Below are 18,615 nucleotides of genomic sequence, written 5' to 3'. Positions count from 1 at the left end.
TCCTTATTTCCTACAATGCTATGCTCATAACCAAAGTTAAACGTTGCAAGATTTGCTGCTAAATCCCGCGTTCTGGGATGAAAACCTCATAAAAACAACGAACAGAGGCAAGATATGCCCGTGAGTCTGGACCGCACCGACAAAGCTCTTTTAAACGCACTGCAAGCCAATGCGCGCCTGACCGTCGCCGAGTTGGCCGACCGCGTCGCACTGACAACCTCGCCGTGTTGGCGGCGCGTGAGGAACCTGGAGGAAAGCGGGGTGATCAGCGGTTACCAGGCCATCCTTTCGCCCAAGGCCCTGGGGTACGGGGTGACTGCGTTTGTCAGCATCATGATGGAGAGCCACACCCAGGAAATCGCCCGGGCGTTCGAGCAACGGCTGTTGGATATTCCGGAAATTGTGGCGTGCCATAACGTGTCGGGGCGTTATGACTTTTTGCTGGAGGTGGTCGCCAAGGACCTGGAGTCGTTCGGTGAATTCGCCAGGGAGGTCTTGCAGACCCTGCCCTGTGTCAAAGAGATCTATTCGAGTTTTTCCTACAAGTCGGTGCGGCCGTTGCGGGTGATTCCCTTGCCGGGTTGATCACAGCGCGATGCGCACCTGCGCGCACAACCCACCACCGACCCGGTTGCTCAAGGTCAGTGACCCACCGATTGCCACCGCCAACTGCTGCGCAATCGCCAGGCCCAGCCCGGTACCGCCGGTGCCGCGATTGCGCGAGCTTTCCACCCGATAAAACGGCTGCATCACCTGTACCAGTTCGTCCTCGGCGATGCCGGGGCCGCGGTCCAGGATCTTGATCGACAGGTCTCCCGTAGCGGTAGACCCGACCTCCAGCTCCGCCGCACCGGCGAATTTCAGGGCATTGTCCACCAGGTTCACCAGCACCCGGCGCAGGGCGTGGGGACGGGTGTCGAGAACCACCGCACTCTTGCCGCTGAGGCTGACGGATTTGTGCATGTCCTGATAGTCGAATACCAGGCTGTCGAGAAACGCGTCGACGTCGATACGGTGGCTGGCTTCGGTGGCGCCGTGGACGCTGCGCGCATAGGCCACGCCCTCGCGCACCAAGTGCTCCATCTCGCTGAGGTCGCTCCAGAGTTTTTCTCGGTCGGCGGAGTCGTCCATGAATTCGGCGCGCAGTTTCATGCGGGTGATCGGCGTTTGCAGGTCATGGGAAATCGCCGCGAGGATCTGCATGCGCTCCTTGAGGTATTCGGCGATACGCTTTTGCATTTGGTTGAACGCAGCGGCGGCATGGGCCACTTCGGTCGGTCCTTGCTCATCCAGTGGCGTGGGGTGGGCGTTGGGGTCGAGGGTTTCCACGGCCTGTGCCAGACGCGTCAGCGGACGGACTGCCAGGCGCACGGCGAACCAGGTGCAGCCCAGCAACAGCGCCAGTTGCAGCAGCAACACAACCGGCAGCCAATACGCGACGGGGAGTGCGGCGGGGCGCACGTCAACGGTGATCGGGCTGCCGTCAGCCAGGGTGAGGTGCGCCTGGAAATGCTTCTGTACGCCTGGAATATCGCGAAACGTCAGCGCGTAGTGTTCGCCCAGCGCATCGGAAATCGACTTGGCGGCCATGGGCGCGTCGCCGCCCATCGGCTCGCCGGTTTCACCAGCGTTGAGCAGGTACTGGTAATTCTGCCGGTCCAGGCGCGGTAGCCAGTTGGCCCGCTCGTTGGCGGGCAGGCGGTCGAGGATCGCCACCGAAGTGGACACATCGTTTTCCAGGTTGCCCAGCATCGCGGTGCGCGCGCTGATATAGCGCTCATAGAATTGCGCACTGAAGGACAGCCCGTGGGCGCACACCAGGCTGATCAGAAAGATCAGCGTTAACTGCGACGCCAGGGTGCGGGGCCAACAGAGCCGGATGTTCATTGATCCGCCCCGAGGATTTCCACGGCCAGGGAGAACACGTAACCCTCGCTGCGCACGGTCTTGATATAGGCCGGCTCGCGCGCATCATCCAACAGGCGCTGGCGCAGGCGGCTCACCAGCAAGTCGATGGAGCGGTCGAACAGGTCGGCATCGCGGCCTTGGGTGAGGTTGAGCAACTGGTCGCGGTTGAGCACCCGTTGCGGGTGGTCGAGGAAGACCCGCAGCAGGCGGTATTCGGCGCCGCTCAGGGCCACCAGGGTGTCGTCTTCGTCCAGTAGGTGACGGGCGGTGGTGTCCAGGCGCCAGCGACCGAAACGGATCAGCCGCCCGGTTTCGCTCACCACCAGGTTCGGCGGCAGCATCCGCGTGCGGCGCAACACGGCGTTGATGCGCGCCAGCAATTCGCGGGCGGCGAAGGGTTTGACCAGGTAATCATCGGCGCCCATTTCCAGGCCGATGATGCGGTCGGTTTCATCGTTGCGGGCGGTGAGCATCAACACCGGCGTGGCCTTGTGCTTGCCCACCCGTAGCTCGCGGCACAACTGCAAACCGTCGTCGCCGGGCATCATGATGTCCAGCACGATCAGGTCCACCGGCGTGGTGTCGAGGAAGCTGCGCATCTGCCGGCCGTCGGCGACCACGGTGGTGCGCATGCCGTTCTTTTTCAGGTAGTTGCCCACCAGTTCGCGGATCTCCCGATCGTCGTCGACGATCAGGATGTGATCGACATGATCCATGCTGCCTTCCTCGTTGAATACTCGTTGTCGCGCAGTCTAGCCACTGTCGACGCGCTTGCCTTGTGCCCTTTGTATTGCAGTGTATCTGGCGATAAAGAGATACACGACGAAGCAAAAAACCAGGCATGGCGACGCCTTGAAGCATCTACCGGCGCGCCTAAGCTAATTCTAAAAAGATATTTATTGGAGGTTTTTAAGATCGTTTAGCTTGGACGCTTCTACAGGCATTTGTTCAGGGAGCGAGCCGCTGATGTCTCACGTGCAATCGATCACCACCTTGCCATTGCTGGACCTGTCGAAGCTCGATGGCAGCCCGCAACAGCGCCAGCAATTTCTGGATGAGCTGCGCCTGGCGGCGCGGCATATCGGCTTTTTCTACCTTACCGGCCATGGCATCGACCCGGCGTTGCTGGCCCAGGTGCAGCAACAGGCGCGGGCGTTTTTTGCCTTGCCCGAGGCCGACAAGCTGGACGTGGGCATGATCAATTCACCGCACTTTCGCGGCTACAACCGTGCCGCCTCGGAAATTACCCGCGGTCAGCCAGACCTGCGCGAACAGTTCGACGTTGGCGCCGAGCGTGAGCCCTTGGCCGTCGATCAATACCCCGACGCCTGGGCCCGGCTGCAAGGCCCGAACCAATGGCCAAGTGCGTTGCCCGACCTCAAGCCGTTGGTGCTGGGCTGGCAACAGGCGATGACGCAAATGGCCCTGCGCCTGCTGCGCGCATTCGCCCAGGCCTTGTCGCTGCCGGAAAATGCGTTCGATGCGCTGTACGGCGACAAACCCAACGAACATATCAAGCTGATCCGCTACCCCGGCCGGCATGCCCAGCAGAGTCGCCAAGGTGTGGGTGCGCACAAGGATTCCGGGTTCCTCAGCTTCCTGCTGCAAGACCAGCAAGCCGGCTTGCAGGTGGAGGTGGAAGAGGGCCGCTGGATTGATGCGTTGCCGCGCCCCGACACGCTGGTGGTGAACATTGGCGAACTGTTGGAGCTGGCCAGCAACGGTTACCTGCGTGCCACCGTGCACCGGGTGGTGTCGCCGCCGGTAGGCAGCGAGCGCCTGTCTTTGGCGTTTTTCCTGGGCGCGCAATTGGACGCGGTGGTGCCGGTGTACCAACTGGCGCCGGAACTTCTGCGTGATGCCCATGGCCCCGAAAGCGACCCGCGCAACCCGCTGCTGCGCGACGTTGGTTGGAACTACCTGAAAGGCCGCCTGCGTTCCCACCCGGATGTCGCCCAACGTTTCTACGCCGACGCCACACTTCCCCAAGCACTGTCCGCCTGATCTGGAGCTCACTATGTTGAAGAAATCCGCCCTTACCCTGGCAGTGTTGCTGGCCTCATTCACCGTGTCGGCCGCCGATGCCTTGCGCGTCGCCGCCGACCCGATTCCCCACGCGCAGATCCTTGAATACGTGCAGAAGCTCGACCCGAGCCTGAAGCTGAAAATCATCGAGATCCCCAGCGGCGTGAACTCCAATGAGCTGCTGGCGCATGGTGATGTGGACGCCAATTACTTCCAGCACCTGCCGTACCTGAATTCCCAGGAACAGGCCCTCGGCCAGAAGTTCGCGGTGGCCGCCACCGTGCACATCGAGCCGTTGGGCATCTATTCCCATCGCCACACCAGCCTGGCCCAGGTGCCCGACAAGGGCACAGTAGCGGTGCCCAACAACGTCACCAACCTCAGCCGCGCCTTGTACCTGCTGCAAGCCAATGGCCTGATCAAGCTCAAGCCGGGCTTCAATGACGCATCCAAGGACCAGGCCACGCCCAAAGACATCGCTGAAAACCCCAAGCACTTGAAGATCCTCGAAATCGAGTCGCCGCAGATTCCGCGCGCACTGGATGACGTGGACCTGGCGGTGATCAACGGCAACTTCGCCCTGGAAGCGGGCCTGTCGCCGGCCAAGGATGCATTGGGTCTGGAAGCGGCCAAGGGCAACCCTTACGCGAATATCCTGGTGACCACACCGAAACTGCAGGACGACCCACGCATCCAGCAGTTGGCCAAGGACCTGCGTTCGCCGGAAGTGGCCAAGTTCATTACCGAGAAATACGCCGGTTCGGTGATCCCGGTGGCGGTCGAATGATCATCGTCGAGGGCGTCAGCAAAACCTACGCAAACGGCCAGCCTGCTGCGCTGGATAACGTGTCGTTGCAGATTGCCGACGGCTCGATCTTTGGCATCGTCGGGCGGAGCGGGGCGGGTAAAAGCACCTTGCTGCGCTGCCTCAACCTGCTGGAACGGCCGACGTCCGGGCGGATCCTGCTGGACGGCCAGGACCTCACCCAACTCAACGACAAGCAATTGCGCGAGCAACGCCAACGCATCGGCATGATCTTCCAGGGCTTCAATTTGCTGCATTCGCGCAACGTGGCCGACAACGTGGCGGTGCCGCTGGAAATCGCCAACGTCCCCAAGGCCGAACGCGCCGTACGGGTGGCAGAGCTGTTGGCGTTGGTGGGGCTTAGCGACAAGGCCCAGGCGTTTCCTTCGCAGTTGTCGGGCGGGCAGAAACAGCGCGTGGGCATTGCCCGCGCCTTGGCGGCGCGCCCGGCGTATCTGCTGTCGGATGAAGCCACCAGCGCCCTGGACCCGGAGACCACCGCGTCGATCCTCGAACTGCTACGCGACATTAACCGTCAGCTCGGCGTGACCATCGTGCTGATTACCCATGAACTGGAGGTGGTCAAGGCCATTTGCGACAGCGCGGTGTCCCTGGCGGATGGGCGCGTGGTGGAAAGCGGCACTCTGGTGCAGCTACAGGCCGATCCATCCTCGCGTTTGGGCCGTTCTTTGGCACCGAGCCTGCAAGTGGTGAGGGCGGTATGAAGACCGATTGGAATGACATCGTTCAACTGCTGCTCAACGCCACCGGCGAAACCCTGTACATGGTGCTACTGGCCGGGCTGTTTACCCTGTTGATCGGCCTGCCGTTGGGCGTGTTGCTGTTTGTCAGCCGACGCGATGGCCTGCTGCCGTTGCCACGCTTGAACCGTGGCTTGGGGGCGGTGATCAACCTGGGGCGTTCATTGCCGTTTGTGGTGATGTTGATCGCGCTGATCCCGCTGACGCGCCTGATCGTCGGCACCACCTTGGGCAGCACCGCCGCTGTGGTGCCGATCACTATCGGGGCCTTTCCGTTCTTTGCCCGCATTGTCGAAACCGCACTGGATGAGGTGGACAAAGGCCGCATCGAAGCCATCGTGGCCATGGGCGGCGATATTCGCCATGTGATCCTCAAGGTGCTGTTGCCCGAAGCCCTGCCGGCGCTGGTGGCCGGGGTGACCTTGACCCTGGTGATGCTGATCGGCTTTTCGTCCATGGCCGGGGTGATCGGCGGCGGCGGGTTGGGGGACTTGGCGATTCGTTATGGTTACCAGCGTTTCAATAACCAGATCATGGTGGTGACGGTGATTGTGCTGGTGTTGCTGGTGCAGGGCGTGCAGAGCCTGGGGGACCGGTGCGTGAGGTCGTTGGCCCATCGCCGATAAACGGTTATGTACTAATGAATTTTTAATATTTCTAGTTATATGCGCGGCTGGGTAAAGTCACCGTTACTTCCTTTATCTCGCCGCCGGGAAATTGTTCATGAACCGTCCCCTCGGGCAACCCACGCCGATCCTGACCCTGCCCCAAGGCGAAAAAGACCCGCTGTCGATCCGCGCCAAGGCGTTGGTGTTCGCCGACCCGCGCTCGCTGCAATTGCTCGATTACCTTAAGCGCGTCGGCCCCAGCGACGCGCCGGTGTTGATCAATGGCGAGACCGGCACCGGCAAGGAGTTGGTGGCGCGCTACATCCACAGCGCCAGTGGGCGTACCGGTGCGTTTGTACCGGTGAACTGCGGCGCTATCAGTGAGACCCTCGCCGAAAGCGAGTTTTTCGGGCATGAGGCAGGTGCGTTTTCCGGTGCCGTGGGCAGGCGCGGCGGCTGGTTTGAAGAGGCCGATGGCGGCACCTTGTTCCTTGATGAAATCGGCGACTTGCCGCTGCCTTTGCAGGTGAAGTTGCTGCGGGTGCTGCAGGAGCAGGAAGTGGTGAGGGTGGGTTCACGCAAGCCGATCAAGATCAATATCCGCTTGGTCACCGCCACCAACATCGACCTGGAACAAGCGGTGGAGGCGGGTAACTTCCGTCTCGATTTATTCTACCGCATCAACGTCGCCCAGGTGCAGGTGCTGCCCCTGCGGGAGCGACCGCTGGACATCCTGCCGCTGGTGGAACACTTTCGCCGGCTGTACAGCGCCAAGCTGAAAATTGCCGAGCCGATGCTCTCCGAATCCGCCACCCAGGCGCTGCTGGACTACCCGTGGCCGGGCAATATCCGCGAGTTGGAAAACGTGGTGCATCTGGCGTTGCTGGTGGCCGGTGACAAGCCGATCATGCCCAGCCATCTCAAATTCTCCGCCGGGCTCAGTGCGATGCACGCCAGCGCCAACAGCGGTGCACCGCGCATTCCTCAGGAGGTGATGCGTGAGCAGTTGTTGCGTTTGTTCGAAGTACCGGGGGACACCTTGTTGCACGATATCGAGGATTTGATCGTGCGCGAAGCCTTTGCGTTTTGTGGTTTCAATCAGCTGCGCACTGCGGACCTGTTGGGCATTACCCGCAACGCCATGCGCACACTGTTGGTCAACCACGGCATGCTCAAGGGGCGCGCGAAGCCCTGAGCAACAATGCCTCGAACAGTCGCTGGGTGTGGGCCTCATCACTGTGGGCCACGTTGAAACGCATTGAGTCGTGGTGCGCCGGGTCGTAGCCGAACAGCGCCCCCGGTGCCAGGACCATGCCTTGCTTCAACGCTTCCTGGGCCAGCCATTCGCCGTCCACCCCTTGGGGCAGGCGTGCCCAGATAAACATCCCGCCTTCATACGCCATCGGCAGTTCGCAGCCGCATCGCTTGAGCCATTGCTCCACGCGACCACCGGCTTCCATCAGGCGTTGGACCATGCGCTTGCGGTGCTTGGCGTAGCTGCCTTCGCTGAGCATGCGGTACACGATCTGCTCGAACAGCTCCGAGGTAATGCCGCCGCTCATCAACTTCATGTTGGTGAGGTTGGCGGCCAGTTGCGGTGCGGCCACTACGTAGCTGACGCGTGCGTTGGCGCTGAGGACCTTGGAGAACCCCGACAGGTAGGTGACGTGTTCCAGCCCCGCAAGGGCGGCCAGCCGTGGCGGCGGGTTGGGGTGCAGGTCGCCGTAGAGGTCGTCCTCGACAATATGGCAGTGATACTGCTGGGTCAGTTGCAACAGGCGAAACGCCTGGCTTGGGCTGAACGAATGGCCGATAGGGTTCTGCAACACGCTGGTGGTGAGGTACAGGCTGGGGCGGTGTTCGGCCAGCAGCTGTTCGAGGGCGTTGAAGTCAAAACCGTCGGGACGGCGCTGGATCGTCACCACCTTGACCCCGTGCAAGGCCAGGTTGGCGTGGAAGTTGAAGTAGCACGGTGCATCCAGCAGCACCGTGTCGCCAGGGCGGGCGAGCAGGCGCATGAGCATGTCCAGGCCTTGCACGGTGTTGGGCGTGGTGATGATCTGTTCGACGGGTACCGACAGGCCTTCGCCGTGCAGCTTTTGTTGCAGGGCCTGGCGCAGTGGCAGCAGCCCGGCGGGCGTGCCCAACCCGGCGATGCGCAACGACGGCGCGCGCACCGCACTGCGCATGGCCTGGCGGATGGCGTCGTTGTCGAGCCAGTCTTCCGGCAGGTGGCCGCCGCCGGGGCGTCGGTCGCCATGGGCGATGGCCAATGGGCGGCGTAACACGCTGAGCAGGTCTTGCGGCAGCAGGTCCACCCAGGTCGACGAAGCGGGGCGCACGGTGTCCATCGCCACGAAATAGCCACGGCCTTGGCTTGAGGTGAGCAGGTTGCGCCCGCGCAGGCGGTCCAGTGCTTCGTTGAGGGTGAACTTGCTGACGCCCAGGGTCTGGGTCAGTTCGCGCACCGACGGCAACTTGCTGCCGGGCGCCCATTCGCCGGTCTCGATGGCCTGGCTGAACGCCTCGACAATCTGTTGCACCTTGGGCGTGCCAGGCACAAAGGCGATGGCGGAGACAAACATGATGCGTCCTTGTGTTTGCTGGTGATTTTACCGGTAAAGTCCGGGCGGATTAGGCCTGACTTTACCTGCCGTGTGCAATGGCACTTGCCTAGACTGCAAGCTCTTCCCTCCAGGCCCCCCCGCCCATGACCAGCGCGCTGACCCTTTCGTCGTTCCTGTACTTCCTGCTGTTTTGCACCACCATCACTTTCAGTCCTGGCCCGATGACCCTGCTGCTATTGAGCCTGGGCCTGAAAGACGGCCTGCGCCGTTCGATCCCGGCGCAAGTAGGCGCCAGCGTGTCGTACCTGATTTCGATCCTGATCTTTGCCGTGGGCTTCTCGGAGTTGATCAAGGGCAACCTGGCCATAACCCAGGGCATCCAGTTGGTCGGCGTGGCCTACATCCTCTACCTGGCCTACAAGCAGTGGACCAGCAGCGGTGTGTCGATCGACAAGGGCGCAGGTGTGGAAGGCGCGCGAAGCCTGTTCGGCAAGGGCTTTTTGACCGGGTTTTCCAACCCCAAGGCGATCATCATGTTCAGCGCCGTGTTCCCGCAGTTCGCCGGGGCAGGGGGGCACAACTCATCGGTGGATATCGCCATCCTTGGCTTGACCTTCCTGTTGCTGCAATTCGCCAGTGGCTGCTTGTACTGCTATTTCGGCCAGCGCATCAAGCACGTGCTGGAAAACCCTCAGCGCCGAGTGCTGTTGCAGCGGGCCACGGCGGTGTTGTTGCTGGGGGTGGTGTTCATGTTGGCCCGTGGTTTCTCCCATTGACGGGTTGTGAGCGGGCTGAGCTTATGAGCGGTAGTGGCGATTTGCCGTTGCCCTGATAGACTCCACGCATCAATCCAGGATCACACCAGACCATGCCAGTCGCCGGAGGAAAGGGACTTCCGCTCGCTTCACGCTTGTATAAATCCCGCACCCTGGGGCTGTCGCTCGGATTTGTGTGCGTGGTGTTTGGCATGTACCCGCTGCACCCACCGATCTGGGTGTGGGTGTGGATGGTGATCAACGCTTTTGTCTGGCCCCATCTGGCGTTTCAATCCTCGCTACGAACGAGTAATACGTTGCGCAGTGAACGGCGTAACCTGCTGTTCGACTCCTTCTGCGGTGGGTTTTGGGTCGGTGCCATGCACTTCAATCCGCTGCCCAGCGTAACCACCTTGTCGATGATGACCATGAACAACGTGGCCATTGGCGGCCCGCGCTTCATGCTGGCGGGGTGGGTGGCGCAGGGGTTGGGTATCGGCGCGTCGTTGTTGATCTTTGCCCCGGCCTTTATCGCGGTAACCACCCAGACCCAGTTGTATGCGTGCCTGCCGATCCTGATGGTGTACCCGCTGGCCCTGGGCTGGATCTGTTATCGCCAAGCCGTGACCCTGGCCCGGCACAAACGCGAACTGCTGGCCCTGAGTCGCACCGACAGCTTGTCCGGCCTGCTCAATCACGGTGCCTGGAAGGACCATCTTGAAATCGAATTCCAGCGCTGCCGCCGAGGCCCGGCAGGGGCGGCAATTGCGTTGATCGACATCGACCACTTCAAGGTCATCAACGACACCTACGGCCATGTCACCGGCGATATCGTCCTGCGCCAACTGAGCAAGGTGCTGCGCCAGAACCTGCGGGCCACTGACCTCGCCGGGCGGTATGGCGGTGATGAGTTTTGCGTGATCCTGCCAGACATGCCGCTCAACCGCGCCACCGAAGTAATGGACGCCTTGCGCGACCGTTTCAACGCCCTGGCCTATGCCCAGGACCCCACCTTGCGCGCCAGCCTGAGCATCGGTTTGGCGCCGTATCAACCGGCCCATGCTGACTCGACCAGTTGGCTGAGCGACGCCGACCAGGCGTTGTACGAGGCCAAGAGCAGCGGGCGCAACCGCGTCAGTTCGGTGCAGGGGAGTTGGTTGCGATCGATCTAGTGGGGTAGGGTGTGGCGGCACCTTCCAACAAAAAACAAGGATCGGTTCATGCTCTTCAACTTCCCCCGCACCCTCCTGGCCGCCACGCTGGCCTTGTCCTTCGCCCTGCCGGCCTACAGCGCCGAACCGCACAAACAGATCCAGGCCCAATCCGAACACTACAAGGCCGATGCCCTGAAACTGCTGGAGCGTCTTGTCAATATTGACTCCGGCTCGGGCTACGGGCCCGGCCTGACCCAAGTCAGCGACATTGCGATCGATGAGTTGAAACAACTGGGCTTCGAGATTGAACGCGTGCCGGATGCGGCCGCCAACAGCAGCCATGTGATCGCTACCCTCAAGGGCACGGGCAAGGCCAAGATCCTGCTGATGGCCCATATGGACACGGTGTTCAAGGAAGGCTCCGCCGCCGAGCGCCCATTCCATATCAAGGACGGCCGCGCCTATGGCCCCGGCGTGATGGATGACAAGGGCGGCATCGTCGCCGGCATCTACGCGCTCAAAGTCCTCAAGGACCAGGGCTTCAAGGACTACGCGCAGATCACCTTCTTGCTCGACGCCAGCGAAGAAACCGGCTCCGACATCGCCTCCGACCTCATCCGCAAAACCGCCAAGGGCCACGACGTGACCCTCAACCTTGAACCTGGCCGCCCAGCCGATGGTTTGGTGGTGTGGCGCAAAGGCAGCGCGACTGCGGTGGTCGAAGTCAAAGGCAAAGCCGCCCACGCCGGCGTCGCCCCAGAACTGGGCCGCAATGCCGCGATGGAAGCGGCGCACCAGATTTTGCAACTGGGCAAGTTGGGGGATGAAGAGAAGAAAACCACCATCAACTTTACCGTGCTCAAGGCGGGTGATCGGGTAAACGTGATTCCTGATCAAGCCACGGCAAAAGCCGACGTGCGTGCGGCGTTGCCGGAAGAGTTTGATCGTATCGAGAAGGATCTGGCGCGGGTGTCGGCCAACAAGTTGATCCCGGAGACCGAGGTGAAAACCAGCCTGCAACGTGGTCTGCCACCGATGCCACAGACACCGGAGTCGGATAAGTTGGTAGCGATTGCCCAGGGGGTCTATGGGGAACTGGGCAAAAAGTTGACGATTGAAGGCAGCGGTGGCGCGGCAGATGCGAGTTTGTCGGCTGGGGTTGGGACACCGACGCTGGATGGGTTTGGGATTGTGGGGGGCAATATTCATACGCCGGAGGAATATGCGGAGGTGGAGACTGTGGTGCCACGGGTGTATTTGTTGAGTCGGATGATTATGGAGTTGAGTAAGCGCTGATCGGATCGCGCGTTTCTCCCTACGTCAAGGTGTAACGGACCCCTGTGGCGAGCTCGCTCGCCACAGGGGGGTAGGCTATTTTGTGCGCATGGGTATTTTCATTTTGAATCGCTAAAGTTTGCTTCTGCTTCATAACTTAAGAGAGATTCAAGCAGTACTTTCATGAATTTTCTTTTGTCAGAGATTTTGTCTGTGAAGTGTGTGTCAAATAAATAAAAGACCGACTCGAAGCTTTCTTCCGTTGCCAGGAAGTGCTGGAGTGTGTTGATGTGCCAGCGCCTTTCATCATTCTTATATCGCAAGAACTCAGGTTTAGTTAGTTTTTCAAAAAGCTCTTTAAGTTCGTGTTCGTTGTTGACGTTTTTTGATGTGATAAACGCTTCTCTTGCCAAGTCTTGCGAATTCTCAGTGCAATAAGTGAACAAGAGACCCTGGATGATTGATAAGCGTGGTTCGAGTCTCATTAGAAGTCTCCGTAGGCTGTTATAGGTTGCCCGTCTTCGTCTAAGAAAACCCTAGCTTTTGATGTTTTTCCGTATTCGTAACCATCTTTCTTGTACCCCTCGGCTATTATTTTCCCCATGTCCATGGGCTCCTTAGATGCCGTCAAGTTTATCCGCTTGAAGATCAGCTGTGCACGGTGAATTGCATTGAGCTGATCCCTGTGGCTTAGAAAATGGGTTGCCGCACTAGGTGGCCTTGGCAGTCCTATATTTGGGCCACTTAAGTGCCTCTCAATCTCCCCGGTCGTGGGATTTTTAGCTGTTTCCACTCGTTCGAGTTGCGACTCCAGCGACGTTTGAGCCCCATGCTTTTCCAAAAAGTGTGCTCGGGAGTGTGAAGCCTCAATTTCCGTCAAACGGCTCAAGGACGAGAAGAAAACCACGATCAACTTTACCGTGCTCAAGGCGGGGGATCGGGTAAACGTGATTCTTGATCAAGCCACGGCAAAAGCCGACGTGCGTGCGGCGTTGCCGGAAGAGTTTGATCGTATCGAGAAGGATTTGGCACGGGTGTCGGCCAACAAGTTGATCCCGGAGACCGAGGTGAAAACCAGCCTGCAACGTGGTCTGCCACCGATGCCGCAGACGCCGGAGTCTGACAAGTTGGTAGCGATTGCCCAGGGGATCTATGGGGAACTGGGCAAGAAGTTGACGATTGAAGGCAGCGGTGGCGCGGCCGATGCGAGTTTGTCGGCTGGGGTGGGGACACCGACGTTGGATGGGTTTGGGATTGTGGGGGGCAATATTCATACGCCGGAGGAATATGCGGAGGTAGAGAGTGTGGTGCCACGGGTGTATTTGTTGAGTCGAATGATTATGGAACTGAGCAAACGCTGATCATGCGATGGGGCATGAACCTGTTGTAGTGAACAGGCTTGCCCTGCGCTGGGCTGCGAAGCGGCCCCAAACCAGGCGATGTTGATCTACCTGAAGAAATGCATTGTCTGGGTTGGGGCCGCTGCGCGGCCCAGCGCGAGCAAGCTCGCTCACTACAGGGGATTGTGGCTGGCTTGAAGAGTGAGGGGAGGCTCACCACGTTGATGGGGCTTCGAGGCTGGCTTTTTGGAGGTCATCTTTCCAGGCATTTTGAGCAACAAGATATACGGCTTCCAAGAAGTCTCTAGGACTTTCAAGGTTGTACCATTCTGCTCTGGGCCATGAGCTTGTCTCGTCATCGCTTATTTCAAATAAATTTTGGAAGTCGTAATTTTCTTCGGTTAAGTGTTCTTCTAGTTTTTTGATCAAAAGGTATTTATGTCTGTAAGTCAGGTACGGTAAATCCAGAGCGTAATTTTTTATTAGCACCTCTCGGTCGTTTTTGTCATTTGGATTGTATTTTTGCAATCTGGCACCTAACTCTTGCTCTCGGTCATAAACGTCAAATACTCCAATGAACCATTTGAGACTAGGGTCGAACGGCTCGTTTAAAAAAGGATCTTTCAACATTATTTTTTCTCGCTAGGGAAAGCCGTAAATGGTCTGTCTTTGTCTTTTTTGTCAAATTTGACCTCAAACCAGTTCATGTTTTCGTTAAGGTGTGGATTTTCCGTATCCTTCTTGTTAGGTCTGTAACCCCGACCTGCGCCTGGTAATTCTAATCTTAGTATTGGGTTTTGATTTTGATCTTTTCCATTGGACGGTTCTAACCCAAGCGATTTTCGAGTCATGGCCTTATTCAAAGCGCCTAGTTGCATTTTCCAGCTATGAAACTGCGAGCTTGAATTTCCTTTTCCACTTGGGCTAGGTAGCCCAGTGCCGGGGTCTGTACCATCGATAGCCCTCTGTTTCAATGCAGAGTCGGTGATTTCAGGACCGTGTTTTGCGACAGTGTGCATTTCATATTTTTCCTCATATTCCCAAACTCGGCGCTTTGCATTAGCCTCCGTTAGTTCATCAATTCTTGCCTGTCGCTGCTCCCGTGTCAGCTGCGGTAACGCAGGTTCTCCTTGATCAACACTCGCTGTTGGTTGCTGCGTGGTAGTGCTTGGCTTGCAATCGTCCCCGCCGGGGCATGTACTTAAGCCTAATGGGTCGATCCATCCCGTAGGGTTAGGCACGTACTGGTAGGCGTTGATCCCACCCGCCAACTTCACCGGATCAGGCGTCAGGTAACGACCAATATCCGGATTGTAGTAGCGATGGCGGTTGTAGTGCAGGCCACTTTCTTGGTCGAAGTACTGGCCTTGGAAGCGCACCGGGTTGTCGATTTTTCCGATGTCGAAGCGGGAGATTTCACCGTAGGCGCGGTAGTGGGCGGACCAAACGATTTCGCCTTCAGGCGTGGTGAGTTCCTGGGGTGTGCCGAGGTGGTCGAGTTGGTAGTGGTAGGGCTTTGCTTCTTTGGGGCCATAGCCTTCCAGCATTACCAGTGGGCGGAAGCTGTCGGGTTCGTAGATGTAGCTGCGGTGTTTGTTTTTGTGGTGTTCGGCGATGAGTTTGTCGCCTTGCCAGAAAAACTCTGTGGTGATGTCGTCGACGGTTTTGCTGATGCGACGGCCAAACGGGTCATAGTGATAGCTGGCGGTCTGGCCATTGGGTGTTGAGACGCCGATCAGTCGATGTTGGCAGTCGTATCGGTATTCGGTGACGAGTAGATGGCCTTTGCCACACCGTTCGCGGATCAGATTGCCGAAGGCGTCGTAGTCGTAGTGGTTGTCGCCTTGGCTAATCAAACGATTGCCAGCGACGACATCCGGGCCCGGTCGGTCTTGCATCAGCAGGTTGCCCGCTGGGTCGTGCCCGAAGCGCTCTTGTACGTCTTGGGAGTGATCGGCGCGGGTCAGCCGGTTTAGTGGGTCGTACTGGTAGTGGTGGTCGCCTTTGCGGGTGTCGATCAGGCGGGTGAGGTTGCCGGATTTGTCGTAGTCGTATTGGCGTTGGTAGAGGTATTGGTCCTGGTGGGTGAGGGCGTGGGCGTGCAGGCGCTGTTGATCGTCGTAGTGGTAGTGGCTAAGGAGTTGGCCTTGTTGGCGTTGATGTTCCTGGCCGGATTTGAAGAGGTGGGATGTCAGTAGCGAGCCGTTCAGTTCTACCGTGGCGAGGTGTCCACCTTTTGCGTGGTTGAAGACGAGGCGGTTGTTGTCGGGCAGGCGCAGCTTTTGAAGTTGGCCGCAGGCGTCGTAGCCGTAGCGCAGGGTGCCCCAGCCTTGGTGTTCGGCGGTTAGGCGGTTTTGGGTATCGTATTCGTAGGCCAGAAACCAGCGGCTATCGTCGACGGTTAGGAGGTTGCCTTGGCGGTCGTAGGCATAGTCAACAACGCTGCTGTCGGGAAGCGTTTTTCGTACGAGCCGACCGGCATGATCGCGCACGTAGCGGGTGACTAGCTGACTGCCGTCATCGCCGTGTTCGGTCTTTTCCTGCAGATTGCCGTTGAGGTCGTAGACGTAAGCGGTACGCTGGCCGTCGAAGCCGGTTTCCTGCTGGATCAGGCCGTTGGGGTGATATTGCAGCCCATAGATTTCGCCGACTTCGTTTTCGATTTCGGTCAGCAATAACCGAACGTTGTCGTAGCGGTATTTGACCTGGGTACCGTCAGCATTGATGCGACGGCTGATCAGGTGCAAACCATCCGCATATTCGTAGCGGGTCACGCGCCCGAGTTCATCGCGCTCGGCCGTGATCTTTCCGTAAGGGTTGTAGCTATATTCCCTACAAGCCCCACCAGGCAGCACCACACGCATCAACCGCCCAACGCCATCCCACTGATACTGGGTCAGCGCGCCGTGCTCATCCTCCCGAGCAACCTGCCGTCCAACGTCGTCATAGCGATAACGCTTGATGCCACCATTGGGCAGTTGCTCCTCAAGCAACTGCCCACGCTCATTCCACACCAGCCGCTGAGAGCTGTGATCGGGGTACCAAACCCCAATCAGTTGTCCGTGCTTGTTGTAGGTGTAGTCTGTGATATGGCCATCAGGATCAATCTTGCGCGTGATATCGCCCTGGTCATTGCGCTCGTATTTCCAGACTGCCTCGCCACGCCGAACAACTCGTACGAAGCCATTGTCGTGTTCGTAGGTCGTTGGCTCATCATCACCGGGAAACAACGCCATCAAACGTCCGGCGTCGTCGTACTGATACGCCGTCACCGCTCCCAGCGGGTCTTGCTCAACCGTCAGCCGGCCCTTGTCGTCGTAGGATTTGAAGTGCTCGGCGCCATCCGGATCAACGCGCTGCACCAACCGCGCCCGCTGATCATGTACATAAACTTCCTGGCTGCCATCGGCGTTAAACACCGTGACGCGGCCGTTATCGCCCCAGGCATACCGCGTGTCCATCTGGGAAAAAGTCGCCCAATGCCGGACACATCGCGCCGCCTTGCCAGACCGTTCCCACTCCCAGAAGAAACTCGCCCCACCGGCCAAGCCGCGCTCAAGAATGATGTGTTGCTCGTCGTACCGGTAAGTCTCACTTTCGCCGACGGCATTGGTCGCCGAAACCAACCGTCCAAGGTCGTCATAGGTGTAGGAAACAACACTCTGTTCAGTCACCCAGACGTAGGGCTCATAACCCTTTGCCCGTTGAATCTGGTAATCAACGGCGACGATATGTCCGAGTTCATAACGCAAAAAAAGCGAGCGCCCAACACCGTTATCCACCCGTTCGATGCGCCCCGAGTAATCCCGGGAAATACGCAGCCGATTGCCGTAGACATCGCTGATTGCCGTTAGCGAACCCTTAACGAAATGGTAGAAACACGAGGCTTGAGCCAGCATCAACTCATCCGGCAAATCACCCAGATAAATCGCCACTTCGGCCAAGCTATTGGTAATCGCAGGCCTAGCAGAAGAGGGCAAGGGCAGGGTGGTGGAGCGACTCTCATGATCCGTCCACACCACTGAATCGCCCGCAACTTCCAACCGATGCGCCAGTGAATGACTCCAACCAAACCCCAGCCCGCAATCCACTTCCACCGCACTGGTGCGATACAGACGCGTCCACTCAAACGGCAAAATCCCGTCCAACGAACCATCAACCAGGGTGAGCAATTCCTCCCCGGTCACCATCGACACCGGGCAGCCATTCTTGGCTGTTTTATCCGCACTCGAAGCCGCTTCGCCGTTCAGGTTTTTCCCCGAAACAGGCACATCATCCACGTGCTCTTTGTGCTTCAACATGGCGTTCTGCCGCGCCTTCCAGCGCATCTGCATCGTGCCTTGCTTCAACCCTCCCACCATCCCGCGAACCGCCACCGCCTTATAGCGATCCACCGCCTGCATAAACTTCGTCAAGACCGCTAAAAGCCCCCTGACAAAATTCACCGCCACTTCAAAAGCCCGCGCCCCATACCTGATCAACCGCAAACGCAAATACGCTATACCCGCCCCCAAAAACGCGAGGGTCAGCACCACCGCAATCACTAGATCGATCAACAACGACACCACAAACCCGGCTGCCACCTCCGCAAACGCATTGGGCGGTAACGCGTCCAGCCACACCATCGCCGTGCGCAGCATCAGGAACAACGCCGCTTCATCGCTGGCCAACAACATGGCCTGCTCCATGACCTTGGGCGCATCCGTGGCGATTTGTGCCAGCTTGGCCGCCTCAGCTCCCAGCTCTTCGACGTACTTCAACGGGTCTGCAAGAATCGCCTGCACCCGCTTGATGCTGTCCCAAACGTCGTGAATCGCGCCCCAACTACCCGCCAGCAGGCCGCTGCCAATTGCGCTGGCGGTTGATCGCTGCCAATGCGGCTTGAAGCCTTCCCACTCATGGCGAAGCCACTGCTCCAGGTCCGCCGTCAGCCCGTCGTAGGATGCAAACAACGCCTCCACTTGCTCCGCCGAAACGCCGCCCTGTACCCGCACTTGATAACGCCCGCCCGCAGCGCAGTGATGCGAACCCTTGCCGTATTCATCGAGCATGATCACGGTGGAACTGCCGTCATCGAGCCCGATCACCTCCACCGGAATCTCGCCGATCGGCACGTCGTACGCTGACTCGAACTTGCTCTCGATCTTCAGCTCACCACCCACCGGGCAACGGGCTACGGTCGAAAAATCAGCATCGCTCATGCTCACCGACCGCTGCGAATCCCCCACCCGCAACACCCGATCCATCCCCAGCAACGACGGCATATCCGCCGCATGGCTCACCGAATCCAAGGCACGCGAATACCAGGCATTCATCTGCTGGCGATAAATCACCAGGCTCTGATGAAAACCATCGAGTTCATGTTCGATATGGGCAATGTGAGAAGCGTTAGTCATCCTTGACGGCTCCCTACAGGA

At 59.0% G+C, this 18,615-nt stretch carries 15 protein-coding genes and 1 pseudogene; 10 read left to right on the top strand and 6 right to left on the bottom strand.

All coding sequences use genetic code 11. The features are described 5' to 3' along the window. The first annotated feature begins 114 nt into the window (after positions 1 to 114). Positions 115 to 585 carry an Lrp/AsnC family transcriptional regulator gene (locus CFE47_RS05855; RefSeq protein WP_185710302.1) on the top strand — a complete coding sequence of 157 codons (471 nt, stop codon included), beginning with the start codon at positions 115 to 117 and terminating at the stop codon, positions 583 to 585. Here CFE47_RS05855 and CFE47_RS05850 read toward each other — a convergent pair whose 3' ends face one another. Both CFE47_RS05850 and CFE47_RS05845 read right to left on the bottom strand, forming a co-directional pair. Then, positions 586 to 1,887, bottom strand: coding sequence for an ATP-binding protein (locus tag CFE47_RS05850; RefSeq protein WP_286835897.1), 1,302 nt, complete (start codon positions 1,885 to 1,887; stop codon positions 586 to 588). Continuing rightward, the gene (locus tag CFE47_RS05845) at positions 1,884 to 2,624 is read right to left on the bottom strand and encodes a response regulator (protein WP_065906718.1); all 741 of its coding nucleotides are present in this window, start codon (positions 2,622 to 2,624) and stop codon (positions 1,884 to 1,886) included. Before CFE47_RS05845 ends, CFE47_RS05850 begins: the two co-directional genes overlap by 4 nt. Before the next feature lie 250 nt (positions 2,625 to 2,874). Here CFE47_RS05845 and CFE47_RS05840 point away from each other — a divergent pair, with 250 nt between their 5' ends. The 5 genes from CFE47_RS05840 to CFE47_RS05820 all read left to right on the top strand — a co-directional run bounded on the left by CFE47_RS05840 (position 2,875) and on the right by CFE47_RS05820 (position 7,302). After that, entirely contained in the window at positions 2,875 to 3,912 is a 1,038-nt protein-coding gene (locus tag CFE47_RS05840) for an isopenicillin N synthase family dioxygenase (RefSeq protein WP_286835896.1), read from the top strand. 13 nt (positions 3,913 to 3,925) lie between these two features. Beyond that, positions 3,926 to 4,720: a MetQ/NlpA family ABC transporter substrate-binding protein gene (locus tag CFE47_RS05835; protein WP_286835895.1), complete on the top strand. Its 795-nt coding sequence runs from the start codon at positions 3,926 to 3,928 to the stop codon at positions 4,718 to 4,720. Continuing rightward, on the top strand, positions 4,717 to 5,463 hold the full coding sequence (locus CFE47_RS05830; protein ID WP_286835894.1) for a methionine ABC transporter ATP-binding protein: 747 nt from the start codon (positions 4,717 to 4,719) through the stop codon (positions 5,461 to 5,463). Before CFE47_RS05835 ends, CFE47_RS05830 begins: the two co-directional genes overlap by 4 nt. Beyond that, a complete protein-coding gene (locus CFE47_RS05825) occupies positions 5,460 to 6,125 on the top strand; it encodes a methionine ABC transporter permease (RefSeq protein ID WP_286835893.1) in 666 nt (221 codons plus the stop codon). The genes CFE47_RS05830 and CFE47_RS05825 overlap by 4 nt, the downstream gene beginning before the upstream one ends. Before the next feature lie 97 nt (positions 6,126 to 6,222). Then, positions 6,223 to 7,302, top strand: a complete 1,080-nt coding sequence (locus CFE47_RS05820) for a sigma-54 interaction domain-containing protein (RefSeq protein ID WP_286835892.1) — start codon at positions 6,223 to 6,225, stop codon at positions 7,300 to 7,302. Here CFE47_RS05820 and CFE47_RS05815 read toward each other — a convergent pair. Continuing rightward, positions 7,280 to 8,692 (bottom strand): aminotransferase-like domain-containing protein, encoded by a 1,413-nt coding sequence (locus tag CFE47_RS05815; protein ID WP_286835891.1) that lies wholly within the window; start codon positions 8,690 to 8,692, stop codon positions 7,280 to 7,282. The genes CFE47_RS05820 and CFE47_RS05815 overlap by 23 nt on opposite strands. 125 nt (positions 8,693 to 8,817) lie before the next feature. Here CFE47_RS05815 and CFE47_RS05810 point away from each other — a divergent pair, with 125 nt between their 5' ends. From CFE47_RS05810 to CFE47_RS05800, 3 genes are all read left to right on the top strand, one after another. Beyond that, on the top strand, positions 8,818 to 9,450 hold the full coding sequence (locus CFE47_RS05810; RefSeq protein WP_286835890.1) for a LysE family translocator: 633 nt from the start codon (positions 8,818 to 8,820) through the stop codon (positions 9,448 to 9,450). Positions 9,451 to 9,542: 92 nt separating this feature from the next. Further along, positions 9,543 to 10,601, top strand: a complete 1,059-nt coding sequence (locus tag CFE47_RS05805; protein WP_286835889.1) for a diguanylate cyclase — start codon at positions 9,543 to 9,545, stop codon at positions 10,599 to 10,601. A gap of 48 nt (positions 10,602 to 10,649) precedes the next feature. After that, the gene (locus tag CFE47_RS05800; RefSeq protein ID WP_286835888.1) at positions 10,650 to 11,879 is read left to right on the top strand and encodes a M20/M25/M40 family metallo-hydrolase; all 1,230 of its coding nucleotides are present in this window, start codon (positions 10,650 to 10,652) and stop codon (positions 11,877 to 11,879) included. Positions 11,880 to 11,977: 98 nt separating this feature from the next. On the opposite strand, the gene CFE47_RS05795 is transcribed toward CFE47_RS05800, so the two are convergent. Next, complete coding sequence (locus CFE47_RS05795) at positions 11,978 to 12,343, bottom strand: hypothetical protein (protein ID WP_286835887.1); 366 nt, start codon at positions 12,341 to 12,343, stop codon at positions 11,978 to 11,980. Positions 12,344 to 12,742: 399 nt separating this feature from the next. On the opposite strand from CFE47_RS05795, the pseudogene CFE47_RS05790 reads away from it, so the two are divergent. Next, positions 12,743 to 13,219, top strand: a pseudogene (locus CFE47_RS05790) (M20/M25/M40 family metallo-hydrolase); the annotation flags it as partial. A gap of 192 nt (positions 13,220 to 13,411) precedes the next feature. Here CFE47_RS05790 and CFE47_RS05785 read toward each other — a convergent pair. Both CFE47_RS05785 and CFE47_RS05780 read right to left on the bottom strand, forming a co-directional pair. After that, positions 13,412 to 13,828, bottom strand: a complete 417-nt coding sequence (locus CFE47_RS05785; protein WP_286835886.1) for a hypothetical protein — start codon at positions 13,826 to 13,828, stop codon at positions 13,412 to 13,414. Then, positions 13,828 to 18,594 carry an RHS repeat-associated core domain-containing protein gene (locus tag CFE47_RS05780; RefSeq protein WP_286835885.1) on the bottom strand — a complete coding sequence of 1,589 codons (4,767 nt, stop codon included), beginning with the start codon at positions 18,592 to 18,594 and terminating at the stop codon, positions 13,828 to 13,830. Before CFE47_RS05780 ends, CFE47_RS05785 begins: the two co-directional genes overlap by 1 nt. Positions 18,595 to 18,615: the final 21 nt, after the last annotated feature.

It is taken from the genome of Pseudomonas sp. PGPPP1 (genome assembly GCF_002255865.1).
GTDB classification, from domain to species: domain Bacteria; phylum Pseudomonadota; class Gammaproteobacteria; order Pseudomonadales; family Pseudomonadaceae; genus Aquipseudomonas; species Aquipseudomonas cremoris.
Note: the sequence above shows the minus strand (reverse complement) of the source record. Positions and strands in the feature narration are given on the sequence as shown.

Bases quoted from the DNA above. Each gene is read 5' to 3' on its own strand.
- CFE47_RS05845 (WP_065906718.1), bottom strand. From the start codon at position 2,624: ATGGATCATGTCGATCACATCCTGATCGTCGACGACGATCGGGAGATC.
- CFE47_RS05810 (WP_286835890.1), top strand. From the start codon at position 8,818: ATGACCAGCGCGCTGACCCTTTCGTCGTTCCTGTACTTCCTGCTGTTT.
- CFE47_RS05835 (WP_286835895.1), top strand. From the start codon at position 3,926: ATGTTGAAGAAATCCGCCCTTACCCTGGCAGTGTTGCTGGCCTCATTC.
- CFE47_RS05785 (WP_286835886.1), bottom strand. From the start codon at position 13,828: ATGTTGAAAGATCCTTTTTTAAACGAGCCGTTCGACCCTAGTCTCAAA.
- CFE47_RS05815 (WP_286835891.1), bottom strand. From the start codon at position 8,692: ATGTTTGTCTCCGCCATCGCCTTTGTGCCTGGCACGCCCAAGGTGCAA.
- CFE47_RS05850 (WP_286835897.1), bottom strand. From the start codon at position 1,887: ATGAACATCCGGCTCTGTTGGCCCCGCACCCTGGCGTCGCAGTTAACG.
- CFE47_RS05780 (WP_286835885.1), bottom strand. From the start codon at position 18,594: ATGACTAACGCTTCTCACATTGCCCATATCGAACATGAACTCGATGGT.
- CFE47_RS05805 (WP_286835889.1), top strand. From the start codon at position 9,543: ATGCCAGTCGCCGGAGGAAAGGGACTTCCGCTCGCTTCACGCTTGTAT.
- CFE47_RS05855 (WP_185710302.1), top strand. From the start codon at position 115: ATGCCCGTGAGTCTGGACCGCACCGACAAAGCTCTTTTAAACGCACTG.
- CFE47_RS05825 (WP_286835893.1), top strand. From the start codon at position 5,460: ATGAAGACCGATTGGAATGACATCGTTCAACTGCTGCTCAACGCCACC.
- CFE47_RS05820 (WP_286835892.1), top strand. From the start codon at position 6,223: ATGAACCGTCCCCTCGGGCAACCCACGCCGATCCTGACCCTGCCCCAA.
- CFE47_RS05830 (WP_286835894.1), top strand. From the start codon at position 4,717: ATGATCATCGTCGAGGGCGTCAGCAAAACCTACGCAAACGGCCAGCCT.
- CFE47_RS05795 (WP_286835887.1), bottom strand. From the start codon at position 12,343: ATGAGACTCGAACCACGCTTATCAATCATCCAGGGTCTCTTGTTCACT.
- CFE47_RS05800 (WP_286835888.1), top strand. From the start codon at position 10,650: ATGCTCTTCAACTTCCCCCGCACCCTCCTGGCCGCCACGCTGGCCTTG.
- CFE47_RS05840 (WP_286835896.1), top strand. From the start codon at position 2,875: ATGTCTCACGTGCAATCGATCACCACCTTGCCATTGCTGGACCTGTCG.